This window comes from Chloroflexota bacterium, from assembly GCA_014360805.1.
GTDB lineage: Bacteria > Chloroflexota > Anaerolineae > DTLA01 > DTLA01 > DTLA01.
This window is the reverse complement of sequence record JACIWU010000071.1, coordinates 1-15268: the sequence shown is the minus strand read 5'-3', so window position 1 is coordinate 15268 and position 15268 is coordinate 1. Positions and strand designations below refer to the sequence as shown.

Here is a 15268-nt window from a genome sequence, read left to right as displayed (position 1 = left end):
CCCCGGAGATTGCTTCGGGCACTGCGTGCCCTCGCAATGACACTCCCCATCTGTCATTGCGAGCGAAGCGAAGCAATCCCACCCAAGGGATTGCGCCGAACACCCCGCGCCCTCGCAAGGCCGAGGCCCGGAAAGCCTACTGCGCCCCTCCGCCCTTCAGTTGCGCCCGCATGTCGTCGGCGGGCAGCGTGTTCAGGATGTGCTTCGGCTCGGCCCAGCCGCGCCGCGCCGTGGCCACGCCGTAGGTCATGGCGTTCAGCCCCGCCGGGTTGTGAGCGTCGCTGTTGATGGCGAGTTTCACGCCCATCCCGATGGCCCGCCGAATGTGGATGTCGTCCAAATCCAGCCGCAGCGGGATGGCGTTCACTTCCAGCGCCGTGCCCGTCTCCGCCGCCACGCGCAGCAGCGTCTCCACGTCTATGGCCGTCTCGTCGCGCTGGCCCAGAATGCGCCCCAGCGGGTGCCCGATGATGTCCACGTGCGGGTTCCGCATGGCCCGCACGACGCGCGCCGTGATCTCGTCCTTGGGCTGCCGCAGCCCCGAATGGAGCGATGCGATGACCACATCCAACTCGGCCAGCACGTCATCGGGCAGGTCCAGCGAGCCGTCGCCGCGAATTTCCACCTCCACCCCGTGCAGCAGGGCGAAGTCCGCGTATTCACTGTTGAGACGTTGGATTTCGGCGCCCTGTTCCCGCAGCCGCTCTGCGGTCAGCCCTCGGGCGATGCCCAAGCCCCGGCTGTGGTCCGAGATGACCAGGTAACGATAGCCCTTGCGGCGGGCGGCCTCGGCCATGACCTCCAGGCTTGCCGCGCCGTCGCTCCAGTCGGTGTGAGCGTGCAGGTCGCCCAGGATGTCGGCCTCTTCCACCAAGCGCGGCAGTCGCCCGGCCTGCGCCGCCTCAATCTCCCCGCGGTCCTCGCGCAGTTCGGGTGGAATCCAGGGCAAGCCCAGCGTGCGGTACACGTCCTCCTCGTCGGGGCAGAGGATTTCCTCCTCGCCTCGCTTGAACCCGTACTCGCTGAGGCTCAGGCCCATTTCCTGGGCCAGGCCGCGCAGGTGCACGTTGTGCTCCTTGCTGCCGGTGAAGTATTGCAGAAGCGACCCGTAGCGTTCAACCGGCGGGACGCGCAAATCCACCTGAAGGCCGTTGCGCAGGATGACCGAGGTCTTGGTGGGGCCACTGAGGGAGACTTCGGCGACCATGGGCAGGCTCGCAAAGGCGCGCATCACCGGTTCGGGGTCCACGGCAGCCACGAGCAGGTCAATGTCGCCGACGGTGGACTTGCGCCGACGCAGGCTGCCCGCCGCCGATGCCTTGACGACACCCGGCGTCCCGGCCAGCGCGGCCAGAATCTCGTCGGCCACGGGCCAGGCGTCGGCCAGGGGGATGCGCCCGCTGCGCCGCCGCAGCCACTCTATGCCCTCCAGAATCTTCTGTTCGGAGCGCACGCCCATGCCGGGCAACGTGCGGATGCGGCCTTCGCGGGCGGCCTGTTCGGCCTCGCCCACGCTGGTAATGCCCAGTTGCTCCCACAGGAGTTTCGCCGTCTTGGGGCCAACGTCGGGGATGGCGAGGAGGTCCAGGACGCCCATGGGCACCTTCTCCTTGAGTCGCTCGTAGTATTCCAGGCGGCCCGTGGATAGGAGTTCGGCGATCTTCTTTTCCATGGCCTCGCCCACGCCCGGGATGGAGCGCAACTCGCCGCGCTTCCAGATTTCGGTGATGGGCTCCGACAGGTGGGCAATCTGGTCGGCGGCGCGGCGGTAGGCGATCCCCTTGTAGGCGATCTCGCCCAGGACATCCAGGATGTCGGCGATACGCTCCAGGGTTTCGGCGACCTCGCGATTGTCCATGCCCTTCCCTCACGGACGGTTCTGGGCAAATTATACAACGCGGCGCGGCGTCGCGCAACCGTGCGGTGGGCCGCTCGGTATCATGGTTTGCTGGCGCCTGTCCTCGCGATGGGTGGGACTCCAAGGGGCTTCATACCCGTGGGGTGCTTGACCTCACCTAACCATTCCCATACCCTTCCCTAGAGCTCTCCGCACGCGGAGAGGCAAGGGGAGGGCCGGGGTGCGGATGGGTAGGGCGGAATCCGCCCCGCGGCGGGCCTTTTTGTTTCCGGCGAGAACCTGCTATAATATCCACGCAATCCACCTGCGCCACATCAGCCCTAGGTCAGACCGTCAACGCTTATGAAATCGCTCATCATTGCGGACATTCACGCCAAGCCAGCAGCCCTGGAAGCCATCCTGGACGCGGAGAAAACGTGGGACGAGGTACTCTTCCTCGGCGACGCCGTGGGCGTGGGGCCCGAGCCAAACGAGACCCTGTCCATGCTGGCCCAACTCAAGGGTATCTTCTTGATGGGCAACCACGACCGATACATGATCGCGCCCACAATGGAAGGGAACCCGGACAGCCTGTTCGTGGCGTGGCTGGACTGGACGCGAGAGCAGATATCGGCGCGCAATCGTGAGTTCCTGGCCGGATTTGAGGAGACGCGGGCCGTGGAGCGAGACGGCGTGATCCTGCGACTGTTGCACGGAGAAATCCCGCGTGCCCTGGGCGGCAGAATCTGGCCCGACAGTTCGCGACAGGTGTGGACCATGCTGGCCTCGCGCTATCCGGAGCCAATCATCCTGTTCGGCCACTCGCACGTCCAGTTCCAATTGCGGCGGGCGGGGCGGCGATTCGTGAACCCCGGGAGCGCGGGCGAGCCGCGGTTGGGCAAGCCCGGCGCGTGCTACGCGGTGCTCCAGGGCGGGCGGCTGACGCTGAAGGCGGTGTCTTATGATGTGGAACGGACGTGCCGCGCCATGGATCGGCTCCCGTTCCCGAAGGCGTACATAGAAACATGGAAACAGGCGTTCCGAGCGGCGGTGCTGCCGGAGCCGCATTTTAGCCACATTCGGGACTTCGCGACCCTCATGGGCAAGGGCTGGCGATAACTACGGCGATTTGAGGAGGGGAAGATGATTCTGGGACACAGGGTCCGCCTGCGGGCGCTTGAAGAGAGCGACCTGGCCCGGTGCTACGAATGGGTCAATGACCCCGAAGTTACCGAGCACCTGGCCATGCGTTTTCCGATCTCCACCCACGAGGAGCGCCAGTGGTTGTTGCAGGCATCCAGCGGCGAAAGCGACCGGGCGTTCGCCATAGAGACGACCGAGGGCGAGCACATCGGCAACATCGGCTTGCACCGCATCCATTACCTGGACCGCAACGCGGAATTGGGGATTCTCATCGGCGCGAAGGATCGTTGGGGCCAAGGCTACGGAACGGACGCCATCCTGACGCTGTTGCGTTTCGCGTTTGAGGAGATGAACCTGCATCGGGTATACTTGCGGGTGGACGCCGACAATCCGCGGGCCATTCGGTGCTACGAAAAGTGCGGCTTCGTGAAGGAGGGGACGCTGCGCGATGCCACGTATCGGCGCGGCCGCTACAAGGATCAGTATGTCATGAGCGTGTTGGCCCATGAGTTCCGCGCGAGGGAGAGCGGGCAAAAGGAGGGATGAGCCATGTCCATGCTGCCTGGGACGCCGTGCGCCGAAGAACCCATGTACCACGAGGAGCCGATGTACGGCACGATGCGGCTGTTCAGCGGCCGGGCCAACCCGCCGCTGGCGCAGCGCATTTCGGAATACCTGAAGGTCCCGCTGGACGAGGCGGAGATTTTTGAGTTCCCTAACGAGAACATCTTCGTGCGCCTGAAGAAGAGCGTCCGCGCCCAGGATGTGTTCCTCATCCAGCCAACGTGTTCGCCGGTGAACCGCAACATCATGGAACTGCTCATCATCATAGACACCCTGAAGCGGGCGTCGGCCGGGCGCATTACCGCCGTCATCCCCTACTACGGCTACGGGCGCACCGACAAGAAGGACCAGCCGCGAGTGCCCATCACGGCGCGCCTCATCGCCGACATGATCACCGTGGCCGGCGCCAACCGCGTGCTGACCATAGACCTGCACGCGGGCCAGATTCAGGGGTTTTTCAGCATCCCCGTGGACGAGATGACGGCCATGCCCTTACTGGTGCGCTACTTCCGCGAGAAGCGCATCCCGAACCCGGTCATTGTGGCGCCGGATGTGGGGGCTACCAAGCGGGCGCGCAACTTCGCCCAGGCGCTGGACGCGCCGCTGGCCGTGATTGAGAAGCGCCGCGTGGGCAACAAGCCCACCGCGCGCGTGCTCAACCTCATCGGACGGGTGCGCGGTAAGAATGCCATCATCGTGGACGACGAGATAGACACGGGCGGGTCGCTGGCGGGCGCCTTTGAGATTTTGCGCAGGCGTGGCGCCCAGGAAATCTACGCCTGCGCCACCCATGGCGTTTTCTCGCCGCCGGCGGTGGAGCGCCTGTCGCCGTTGGGCTTCGCCGAAATCGTGGTTACCGACACGGTGCTCATCCCGCCGGAGAAGCACATGCCGCACCTGAAGATTCTGTCGGTCGCGCCGCTGTTGGGCGAGGTCATCCGTCGTATCCACACCGGCGAGTCGGTGGGCGCCATGGCGCTGGCCTGAGGCGGAAGCGCGACGGGCGGACGGCGGGACTAGGAGTCATAACCACGAACGGCGCGAATGCGCGCGAATGTTCGTTGGCCGCGCCACGGGCAAAGGTGCGACGTGCTTCCGAAAGCGCCTCGCACCGTGGTCGCCAACACAAAGCGGAGCCCAATCCGCGCTTGCAAGCACTGGACACAAGAGGCCATTGTGGGTATAATGCTCCGTGGGCGCACCCCATGCGCCGATGGGCACCTGTCGCGCAGCGGCACGCTTGGCATCGTAGCCACAACGCACAAAGACGGCGACGCTGTAGGCGGAAAGATGATCCTTCACTGACACATGAGTTTGGAGGAGGAGAACATGAAACTACGCCGCATCGTCTACGTCCTGGTCGTATTGGCACTCGCCTTCAGTGCCTGCGGGGGCGGTGGAGGAGGCTCCAAGTTCATCAAAGCCGCCGAGTCGGCCCTCGCGAAATGGGAGGCAACCGGCATCACCAACTATCGCATCACCCTATTGGACGAGGACCCCACCAGCAAAGCCCGCATCACCGTCTTGGTCCGCGACGGCAACGTGTTGGACGCCACATGGGTGCGGAATGTTGACGACCCCAACGCCGTGCCCGAGCCGCTGGACGCCACTGCGGCCAAAACCTACACCGTCCCGGGCCTGATTGAGTGGGTGCAGGAGCCCGGCGTCAAAGAAGCCGAGTTCCACGATGAAAAGGGGTATCCCACCTACATCAAGCGGCATATCACCACGGTGGAGCCGGCCGTGGACCGCGTGATTCAGGTGCTGGCGTTCAAGGAGTTGCCGAAGAGCGAGACGGCTCGCACCATGCCGCCTGCGCCCAACGCGGCCCAGGCCAGCGAACTGCGGGCGTACATCACGAACGCCATTGTCAAAACGCACCCCCAGTTGGGCCTGCCGCAATTCCTATCGTGGCAGGCCGTTCCCGGCACCCGAGGGTATACCCGTTACGACACGCCGAACCCGCCGGTAACCATCATCCTGTGGTGGGCCGAGCCGGAGAAGGGCTACCCGGTCAGCCTGTGGGCCTATCCGGAGGGGAAGCGGGTGCTGTGGGACGCCGTTGTGTTCCTTTCGGGCGAGGTGCGCGAAGTCGGGTACGTGGAGTGGACAGGCGGCGCGCCTCTGGGTTCGCCCGAAGAGGCCCGCGACCTGGCCATCGGCTACCTGCAGAAGACCTACGCCGACAAGGTCCCGGCAAGCCTGACATGGACCGAAGGGGCCAAACCCGAGGCCGCGCCTGGGTCCGACGCGCGGCTGTATGAATCGGGCGACTGGCACGCGGAAGTGAACTGGGTCGTTGGCCCCATTCCCGTGTTTGATGTGAGCGTCATAGGGCCAAAGGGATCGTGGTTTATGACCGTGCACCCCACAGGCGCGGTGTACGAGCGGTAATGGCGGGGGGCTTGCCGACAGGGCCGGACGTGCGCCTGGCGGGCGATAGTGGGGGCATCCTGCTGCGCCGCGCCGACGCGCGGGACGCGGGGCGCGTGGCCGCCCTGTCGGGGCAGTTGGGCTACCCAGCGGCCGAGGAGGCCATCCGGGAGCGCCTGCGCGCCATTGGGCAGCGGGCGGATCATGCGGTGTTCGTCGCCGAGGCCGAGGGCCGGGGCGTCGGTTGGGTGCACGTGTATGCCGTAATGACGGTGGAGTCCCGCGCCCATGCGGAGATCGGCGGGCTTGTGGTGGACGAGGCGCACCGCGGGCGCGGCATCGGGCGTGCGCTCATGGAGCGGGCGGAGGCGTGGGCGTGGGACATGGGGCTGGCGGCAGTTCGCCTGCGCTCCAACGTCATCCGCGCCGAGGCCCACGCATTCTATGCGCGCATCGGGTACGCGCCGGTGAAGACGCAGAAAGTCTTCGCGAAGGAACTGCGAGAGGAAACCTGAACGAGACGGAGGCAGGAACCCGCAACTCCCCAATCACACCAAAGGAGGTGAAAGACCAATGGCGATCACAGACGTAGCCGTCATAGGCGCCGGAACGATGGGAAATGGCATTGCCCAGACATTCGCCCAGGCCGGATACCGCGTAACCCTTGTGGAGATTGACGAAGGGCAGCTGAAGCGGGGGATGGCGACGATTGAGAAATCGTTGGCCAAGTTCGTGGAGAAGGGGAAACTGACCCCGGAAGACCGCGATGCTGCCCTTTCGCGCATCCGCCCGACGCTGAAGGTGGAGGACGCCGCGCCTGCGCACTTCGTGGTGGAGGCGGTGGTGGAGAACCTGGACGTGAAGCGCAAGGTCTTCGCCCAGTTGGATGGGCTGTGCGCGCCCGAGGTGATTCTCAGCACGAACACGTCGTCCATCTCCATCACGGAGATTGCCGCCGCCACCAAGCGGCCCGACAAGGTCATCGGGATGCACTTCATGAACCCGGTGCCGCTCATGCAGTTGGTGGAGATCATCCGCGGCCTCGCCACGTCGGACGAGACCTACGCCACCACCGACGAACTGGCCCGCGCCCTGGGCAAGACGCCCGTGGAGGTCAACGACTATCCCGGGTTCGTGTCCAACCGCGTGCTGATGCCGATGATCAACGAGGCCATCTACTGCGTCATGGAGGGCGTCGCCAAGCCCGAGGCCATTGACACGGTCATGCGGCTGGGCATGAACCACCCCATGGGGCCGCTGGCCCTGGCCGACCTCATCGGGCTGGACATCTGCCTGAACATCATGGAGGTGCTACACAAGGGGTTGGGCGACTCCAAGTATCGGCCCTGCCCGCTGCTGCGCAAGATGGTGGCCGCCGGGCACCTTGGCCGCAAGACGGGCAAGGGGTTCTACAATTACTCGTAGCAGACAGCAATCAGCAATCAGCGGTCAGACTGCTGATCGCTGACGGCTGTCGGCTGAACGCTCAAAACACACTGAGGAGGCAAACCATGGACCTGAAACTCACCGAAGAGCAGGAAATGATCCGCAAGATGGCGCGGGAGTTTGCCGAGAAAGAGGTGGCGCCCATCGCCGCCGAGTTGGACGAGAAGGGCGAAGTCCCCTACGCCAACATCCGCAAGATGGCAGAACTGGGCTTCCTGGGCCTGACCGCGCCCGAAGAGTACGGCGGGGCCGGAATGGACACGGTCTCCTACTGCATCGCCATTGAGGAGATTTCCAAAGCCTGCGCGGCGACGGCCATCGTGATGGCGGTGCAGAACTCCCTGGTCAACTACATCCTGCTGAAGTTTGGCACGGATGAGCAGAAGGACAAGTACCTGCGCCCGCTGGCCACGGGGCAGAAGATCGGGGCCTTCGCCCTGACAGAGCCGGGGGCCGGCACCGACGCCGCAGCCCAGCAGACGACCGCCATCCTGCAGGGCGATCACTACGTCATCAACGGCACCAAGCACTTCATCACCAACGGTGGGTTCGCGGACATCGTCCTGCTGTTCGCCATGACCGACAAGAGCAAGGGCCATCGCGGCATCTCGTGCTTCATCGTGGAGAAGGGCACGCCCGGCTTCAGCACGGGCAAGCACGAGCACAAGATGGGCATCCGCGCGTCGGACACCTGCGAGTTGATCTTTGAGGACTGCAAGGTGCCCGCCGCCAACCGCCTGGGCCAGGAGGGCGAGGGGTTTAAGATCGCGATGATGGCGCTGGACGCCGGGCGCATCGGCGTGGGCGCGCAAGCCGTGGGCATCGCCCAGGCCGCGCTGGAGAAGGCCATTGCCCACGCCAAGACCCGCGTGCAGTTCGGCCAGCCCATCGCCCAGTTCCAGGCCATTCAGTTCATGCTGGCCGACATGGCGACCCAGATTGAGGCGGCGCGCCTGCTGGTGTACAACGCGGCGCTCAAGAAGGATGCGGGGGAACGGTTCTCCAAGGAAGCGTCCATGGCCAAACTGTTCGCCTCCGAGGTGGCCGGATTCGTAACCACCAAGGCCGTGCAGATTCACGGTGGGTACGGCTACATGAAGGAGTACCCCGTGGAGCGATACTTCCGCGACGCCAAGATCACCGAAATCTACGAAGGCACCAGCGAGGTGCAGCGGATGGTCATCGCCAGCAACCTGCTGAAGGAATGACGCGACACCAGGCCCGGCCGGTCCTCCAGCATGGGCCGCGCCGGGCCCTCTATTCTGCGCACGGCGCATACCCGCGTTGGGGAGGTAGACTGTGGCTGAAGATCCGAGAATCGCGCATTTGCGGAAGATGCGAGAACAGGCGCGGCTGGGCGGGGGACAGGCCCGCATAGACGCGCAACACGCCAAGGGCAGGCTGACGGCCCGCGAGCGGATTGAGCTGCTCCTGGATCCGGGGAGTTTCCGCGAACTGGACATGTTCGTAACGCACCGCACGGTGGGGTTTGGCATTGAGGAGAAGAAGTTTCTCAGCGACAGCGTGGTTACCGGCTGGGGAACCATCAACGGGCGTCTGGTGTACATCTTCTCGCAAGACTTCACCGTGTTCGGCGGGTCGCTGGGCGAGGTGCACGCCGAGAAGGTGTGCAAAATCATGGACATGGCCATGAAGAACGGCGCGCCGGTGATCGGGCTGAACGATTCCGGCGGGGCGCGGATTCAGGAAGGCGTGGTCTCGCTGGCCGCCTACGCCTACGTCTTCCAGCGCAACGTGATGGCGTCGGGCGTGGTGCCGCAGATATCGGCCATCATGGGGCCATGCGCGGGAGGCGCGGTGTACTCGCCCGCCATGACCGATTTCATCCTGATGGTCAAGGGCACCAGTTACATGCACATCACCGGCCCCGATGTCATCAAGGCGGTTACGCGCGAGGAGGTAACCTCGGAAGAACTGGGCGGCGCGATGGTGCACAACGCCACCAGCGGCGTGGCCCACTTCGCCGCCGAGAACGAACAGCACTGCATGGAACTCATCCGCAGTCTCCTCAGTTACATCCCGCAGAACAATATGGAAGACCCCCCGTTCGTGCCGACGGACGACCCGCCCGACCGCATGGACGCCGAACTGGATTCCATCGTGCCCGATTCGGCCACCAAGCCCTATGACATGAAGGCGATCATCCGCCACGTGGTGGACAACGGCGAGTTTCTGGAGGTGCAGGAGCACTGGGCCAAGAACATCATCGTGGGGTTCGCGCGGCTGGGCGGGCGGTCGGTGGGCATCGTGGCGCAGCAGCCTTCGGTGCTGGCGGGCGTGCTGGACATCAACTCGTCCATCAAGGGGGCGCGGTTCGTCCGCTTCTGCGATTGCTTCAACATCCCCATCATCACATTTGTGGATGTGCCTGGGTTCCTGCCCGGCGTGGCCCAGGAGCACGGCGGCATCATCCGCAACGGGGCCAAGTTGTTGTACGCCTACTGCGAGGCCACGGTGCCCAAGTTGACCGTCATCACGCGCAAGGCCTACGGCGGGGCCTACGACGTGATGAGTTCCAAGCACATCCGCGGGGATTTGAACTACGCCTGGCCCAGCGCCGAAATCGCTGTCATGGGGCCGGAGGGCGCGGTCAACATCATCTTCCGCAAGGAGATTGAGGAATCGGACGATCCGGAGGCGACGCGAGAGCGCCTGGTCAGGGAGTATCGGGAGCAGTTTGCCAACCCCTACGTGGCGGCGGCGCGGGGCTACATTGACGACGTGATAGAGCCGCACGAGACCCGCCCGCGACTGATAGAGGGCCTGGAGATGCTGCAGAACAAGCGGGATTCCAATCCGCCGAAGAAGCATGGCAACATCCCGCTGTGAAGGGGGGACAAGGAGGCAACATGCCGCAGCGGAAGACGAGCATAGCGGAGGCGGCCGCGGCGCTGGCGCAGCCGTTCACCCACGCGGTGCTGGGCCAGGTGGACGACTACTGCGCCTACTTGAGCCGCTTTGAGGGCGCCTATCGGTTTCACGAGCACGACAAAGACGAACTGTACTTCGTGGTGGAAGGCGAGATCGCCATAGACTACGCCGACGGCACCAGCGTACCGGTGCATCAGGGCGAGGTTCTCGTCGTGAAGGCGGGCGAGCGCCATCGTTCGCGCGCCGAGCGGTCGGCGTTGGTGGTCATGTTCAAGGCCGCCCAACTTTTCGCGGAATAGGGAGATACCATGGAGCACAAACCCCTTCGCATCACCGACACGGTTTTGCGGGACGCGCACCAGTCGCTGCTGGCGACGCGGCTGCGCACCGAGGACATGCTGCCCATAGCGGCGAAACTGGAGCGGGTGGGCTACCACTCGGTGGAGATGTGGGGAGGCGCCACCTTTGACTCGGCCATGCGCTTCCTGGACGAAGATCCCTGGGAGCGGATTCGCACGCTGCGCAAGGCCATGCCCAACACGCCGTTCCAGATGCTCCTGCGCGGCCAAAACGTCGTGGGCTATCGCCACTACCCCGACGACATCGTGGAGAAGTTCATCATCTTGGCGCGGAAGAACGGCATAGACATCTTCCGTATCTTTGACGCCCTGAACGACGTGCGCAACATGCGGTGGGCCATGGAGGTTACCAAGCGCGTCGGCGGGCACGTCCAGGCGGCCATCTGCTACACCATCAGCCCGGTGCACACCATTGACGGGTACGTGGAGATGGCGAAGCAACTGGCCGACATGGGGGCCGACTCCATCTGCATCAAGGACATGGCGGGACTCATCTCGCCCTACGCCGCGTATGAACTGGTTCGGCGGCTGAAGGCGGAGATTCCCCTGCCGGTGCAGTTGCACACACACTACACGAGCGGGATGGCCACCGGCGCGGTCATCAAGGCGGCGGAGGCGGGCGTGGACATCGTGGACACGGCCATCTCGTCGCTGGCGCTGGTAACGTCGCAGCCGCCCACGGAGACCATCGTGAGCATCATGCAGGAGACGCCCCGCGACACGGGACTGGATCTGGGCCTGCTGGCCGAGATCGCCCAGGACGTGGCGCAAATCCGCAAGAAGTACGCCAAGTTCGAGAGCGGCCTGGTGGGGGTGGACGTGGACGTGCTGCGCTTCCAGATTCCGGGCGGGATGCTGTCCAACCTGGTGGCGCAGTTGCGGGAGCAGGGCGCGGAGCACCGCTACCGCGAGGTGCTGGACGAGGTGCCGCGCGTGCGCAAGGAACTGGGATATCCGCCGCTGGTTACGCCGTCCAGCCAGATCGTGGGCACCCAGGCGACGCTGAACGTGATCCTTGGACAGCGGTACAAGGTGATTCCGCAGGAGGTGAAGAACTACGTGCGCGGGCTGTACGGAAGGCCCCCCGCGCCGATAGACCCGGAGGTGAAGCGTCTGGCGATTGGCGACGAGGAGCCGATAGACTGCCGCCCCGCCGACCTGATTCCCCCCGGCTACGAGCAGGCGAAGGCCGAGATCGGCGACCTGGCCGAGAGCGAGGAGGACATCATTTCGTATGCGCTGTTCCCGCAGGTAGCCAAGCCGTTCCTGGAGCGGCGGCGGGCTGGCGCAGGGGGCAAGGCGCAGATGGTCGCGGCGATTGCGGCGGCGCTGGCGCAGGAGGAGGCCGCGAAGACGGCGCGGCCCGTGGTGGCGGCGCCGCCGACGTTGACCGTCTCGCCGTGGAAGATCGCCGGGCGGCAGGCGGTGATGGGTGGCGGCGGGTGGAGGGGGCTGTAGGAATACGCTCCCGCAAGGATGCCCGAGGACGTTCGTATGGTTCTGTATCGCGTTTACGTGGATGAAGTTGGGAACCATGACATGGGCCATGTGGACGATCCTCGCTACCGGTTTCTTTCGCTCACCGGTGTGATCCTGGAGACGGGTCACTATGCCGAGGTTGTGCAAAGAGAGATGGAGGACATCAAGCGGGAGTTTTTCTTGCAGGATCCTGATGAGCCGGTTATCTTTCATCGGAAAGAACTCGTGAACAGGCGCCCGCCGTTCCAGGCTTTGCGAGATCCGCAGGAGGAGCGCGCGTTCAATGCGGCGCTCTTGTCGGCACTAGCACGGTGGGAGCATCGCGTCGTAACTGTGGTTCTGGACAAGAAAGCCCATCGCGACAGGTACAGGGTTTGGCAGTATCACCCCTATCATTATGGCTTGGCCGCATTGCTGGAGCAATTCATTCTGTTTCTTGGGGATGCGGGTGGCCGAGGCGACGTACTCGTGGAGAGCCGCGGCGGGACGGAGGACAGCAAACTCAAGGAGTCGTACCGGCGACTCTACGCACGTGGCACGGACTTCGTCGCTCCTGATCTGTGGCAGGCGCACCTGACCTCGCGCGAACTAAAGGTGAGGCCCCGCCGGGACAATATCGCGGGCCTGCAACTTGCGGACCTCATCGCGCATGCGTCGCAGCGAGAGATATTGCTGCATCACAGGCTCATAGGGGACAAACGCGAAACGTTCGGCGCCAGAATCTGCGAAATCCTTCAGGATGGCAAATACTTGCGGAGCGACGCAGGTGAGATGGATGGCTATGGGAGAAAACTGTTGCCGTAAAGAAGAAACGCCCTTGCGGGCGTTCTCCCGATGGCCAATGGCCATCCACCTCCACTACTGGATTACTCTTAGTATATCACACTTTTGATAGATTGTCAAACACAGTTTGTCCGAACATGGAGGGTTCTGAGTGGCCTGGAAAACAACGCTCATTGTGGACGGGACGACCTACGAAGTAGAAGTCAACGGCGACACGGTAACCGTGGACGGGCGGCCGTTCTCGGTGTCGGTGAAGGGGCGCGAGGTCAACGTGAACGGCATGAACTACACGGTGGAGTTCGCGGGGGATCAGGTGCTGGTCAACGGCATCCCGCACGCCTTCCGCCGGGCCGAAGCGGCCAAGCCGACAGCCGCCGCCAGCAAGCCGGAGAAGCCCAGCGTAGCGGTGGCCGAGGACGCGAATGCCGTCAGGGCCATCATGCCGGGCAAGGTGTTGCGCGTGCTGGTGAAACCCGGCGACGCCGTGGCCGATGGGAGCGTGGTGCTCATCCTGGAGGCCATGAAGATGGAAAACGAACTCCGCGCCCACAAGGCCGGCACGGTCAAGGCGGTGCATGCCCAGCCCGGCCAGGACGTAGAGATGGGCCAGGTGTTGGTGGAGATGGAGTAGCCAACAGCCGTTAGCCACTGGCTAAAGGCCAAAGGCTAAAGACTCTTGGCCTGTGTGAGACGCTGCGTCGGAGGTGCGCATGACCCGACTCACCGAGAGCAAGCGCCGTTGGGAGCGCGAGACGGTGGAGCCGCTGACCCGGAAGTTCCCGGAGCGGCGGGGCGAGTTCGCGACGGTCTCCGGCATCCCCGTGGATCGGCTGTACACGCCCGAGGACGTGCCGGTGGACTACGAGCAGGACCTGGGATTCCCCGGCGAGTACCCCTTCACGCGCGGCGTCCAGCCCACGATGTACCGCGGGCGATTGTGGACCATGCGCCAGTACGCTGGGTTCGCCACCGCCGAGGAGTCCAACCGCCGCTACCGCTACCTGCTAGAGCAGGGGCAGACCGGGCTTTCGGTGGCCTTTGACCTGCCCACGCAGATCGGCTACGACTCGGATCACCCCATGGCCGAGGGCGAGGTGGGGCGCGTGGGCGTGGCCATCAGTTCGCTGCGCGACATGGAAATCCTGTTTGACGGCATCCCGCTGGACAAGGTGAGCACGTCCATGACCATCAACGCGCCGGCGACGGTGCTGCTGGCCATGTACGTGGCGGTAGCCGAGAAGCAGGGTGTGCCGTCGGAGAAACTGCGCGGCACGGTGCAGAACGACATCCTGAAGGAGTACGTGGCGCGGGGGACGTACATCTTCCCGCCGCAGCCTTCCATGCGCCTGGTAACCGACCTGTTTCGCTTCTGCAAGGAGCGCGTGCCCCAGTGGAACACGATTTCCGTGAGCGGCTACCACATGCGCGAGGCGGGGGCCACGGCCGTGCAGGAGGTGGCCTTCACACTGTGCGACGCGATGGCCTACGTGCGGGCGGCGCTGGATGCGGGGATGGACGTGGACGAGTTCGCCGGGCAGATGGCCTTCTTCTTCGCGTGCCACAACAACCTGCTGGAAGAGGTGGCCAAGTTCCGCGCCGCGCGACGCATGTGGGCCAAGATTATGCGCGAACGGTTCGGCGCCAAAGACCCCCGCTCGTGCATGTTGCGGTTCCACACCCAGACGTCGGGCGTAACCCTCACGGCCCAGCAGCCCAACAACAACATCGTGCGGGTTGCGCTCCAGGCGTTGGCGGCAGTGCTGGGCGGGACGCAGTCGCTGCACACCAACTCGCGGGATGAGGCGCTGGCGCTGCCCACGGAGGAGTCGGTAACCATCGCGTTGCGCACCCAGCAGATCATCGCCTACGAGAGCGGCGTGGCCGATACCATTGACCCGCTGGCGGGGAGTTACTACGTGGAGCATCTGACCAACGAGGTGGAGCGGCGGGCGTGGGAACTGATAGAGCGCGTGGAGAAGATGGGCGGCGTCCTGAAGGCGATTGAGAGTGGCTACATCCAGCGGGAATTGCACGAGAGCGCCTACCGTTACCAGAAGGCGGTGGACGCCCGCGACCAGATCGTGGTGGGCGTGAACGAGTTCGTAACCGACACGCCGGTAACGTTTGAGACCCTGAAGATGGACCCGCAGGTGCGCGACCGACAGGTGGCGCGCTTGCGGCAGGTGCGGGCCGAGCGCGACAACGAGCGCGTGCAGGCGCTGCTGGCGCAACTGCGCCGCGAGGCCGAGGGCGACGCGCCGCTCATGCCCACGATCCTGGACTGCGTGCGGGCCTACACCACGCTGGGGGAAATCTGCGGCGTGCTGCGAGAGGTTTTCGGGGAGTACCAGCCGGCGACGATGTGGTGAGAGTAGCCTCTAGCCTTTAGCCC

At 64.6% G+C, this 15268-nt stretch carries 14 protein-coding genes; 13 read left to right on the top strand and 1 reads right to left on the bottom strand.

All coding sequences use genetic code 11. The features are described from left to right. Positions 1–136 precede the first annotated feature (136 nt). On the bottom strand, positions 137–1858 hold the full coding sequence (polX, locus tag H5T65_11275) for a DNA polymerase/3'-5' exonuclease PolX (GenBank protein MBC7259815.1): 1722 nt from the start codon (positions 1856–1858) through the stop codon (positions 137–139). Between the two features lie 342 nt (positions 1859–2200). On the opposite strand from polX, the gene H5T65_11270 reads away from it, so the two are divergent. The 13 genes from H5T65_11270 (at position 2201) to H5T65_11210 (ending at position 15245) form a co-directional block, all read left to right on the top strand. Next, positions 2201–2956, top strand: coding sequence for a metallophosphoesterase family protein (locus tag H5T65_11270; GenBank protein MBC7259814.1), 756 nt, complete (start codon positions 2201–2203; stop codon positions 2954–2956). 24 nt (positions 2957–2980) lie between these two features. After that, positions 2981–3526, top strand: coding sequence for a GNAT family N-acetyltransferase (locus tag H5T65_11265; GenBank protein ID MBC7259813.1), 546 nt, complete (start codon positions 2981–2983; stop codon positions 3524–3526). A gap of 60 nt (positions 3527–3586) precedes the next feature. After that, on the top strand, positions 3587–4531 hold the full coding sequence (locus tag H5T65_11260) for a ribose-phosphate pyrophosphokinase (GenBank protein MBC7259812.1): 945 nt from the start codon (positions 3587–3589) through the stop codon (positions 4529–4531). A gap of 342 nt (positions 4532–4873) precedes the next feature. Beyond that, on the top strand, positions 4874–5938 hold the full coding sequence (locus tag H5T65_11255; protein MBC7259811.1) for a hypothetical protein: 1065 nt from the start codon (positions 4874–4876) through the stop codon (positions 5936–5938). A gap of 11 nt (positions 5939–5949) precedes the next feature. Continuing rightward, entirely contained in the window at positions 5950–6432 is a 483-nt protein-coding gene (locus tag H5T65_11250) for a GNAT family N-acetyltransferase (protein ID MBC7259810.1), read from the top strand. 58 nt (positions 6433–6490) lie between these two features. Further along, positions 6491–7342 (top strand): 3-hydroxybutyryl-CoA dehydrogenase, encoded by an 852-nt coding sequence (locus tag H5T65_11245; GenBank protein ID MBC7259809.1) that lies wholly within the window; start codon positions 6491–6493, stop codon positions 7340–7342. Between the two features lie 86 nt (positions 7343–7428). Beyond that, positions 7429–8571, top strand: coding sequence for an acyl-CoA dehydrogenase (locus H5T65_11240; GenBank protein MBC7259808.1), 1143 nt, complete (start codon positions 7429–7431; stop codon positions 8569–8571). Positions 8572–8698: 127 nt separating this feature from the next. Continuing rightward, positions 8699–10213, top strand: coding sequence for an acyl-CoA carboxylase subunit beta (locus H5T65_11235; GenBank protein ID MBC7259807.1), 1515 nt, complete (start codon positions 8699–8701; stop codon positions 10211–10213). 20 nt (positions 10214–10233) lie between these two features. Next, on the top strand, positions 10234–10554 hold the full coding sequence (locus tag H5T65_11230; protein ID MBC7259806.1) for a cupin domain-containing protein: 321 nt from the start codon (positions 10234–10236) through the stop codon (positions 10552–10554). A 9-nt stretch (positions 10555–10563) separates the two neighbouring features. After that, complete coding sequence (locus tag H5T65_11225) at positions 10564–12072, top strand: pyruvate/oxaloacetate carboxyltransferase (GenBank protein MBC7259805.1); 1509 nt, start codon at positions 10564–10566, stop codon at positions 12070–12072. Positions 12073–12108: 36 nt separating this feature from the next. Next, positions 12109–12897 carry a DUF3800 domain-containing protein gene (locus tag H5T65_11220; protein ID MBC7259804.1) on the top strand — a complete coding sequence of 263 codons (789 nt, stop codon included), beginning with the start codon at positions 12109–12111 and terminating at the stop codon, positions 12895–12897. Positions 12898–13027: 130 nt separating this feature from the next. Further along, positions 13028–13507 (top strand): acetyl-CoA carboxylase biotin carboxyl carrier protein subunit, encoded by a 480-nt coding sequence (locus H5T65_11215; GenBank protein MBC7259803.1) that lies wholly within the window; start codon positions 13028–13030, stop codon positions 13505–13507. Between the two features lie 79 nt (positions 13508–13586). Beyond that, the gene (locus H5T65_11210) at positions 13587–15245 is read left to right on the top strand and encodes a methylmalonyl-CoA mutase family protein (GenBank protein ID MBC7259802.1); all 1659 of its coding nucleotides are present in this window, start codon (positions 13587–13589) and stop codon (positions 15243–15245) included. Positions 15246–15268 lie beyond the last annotated feature (23 nt).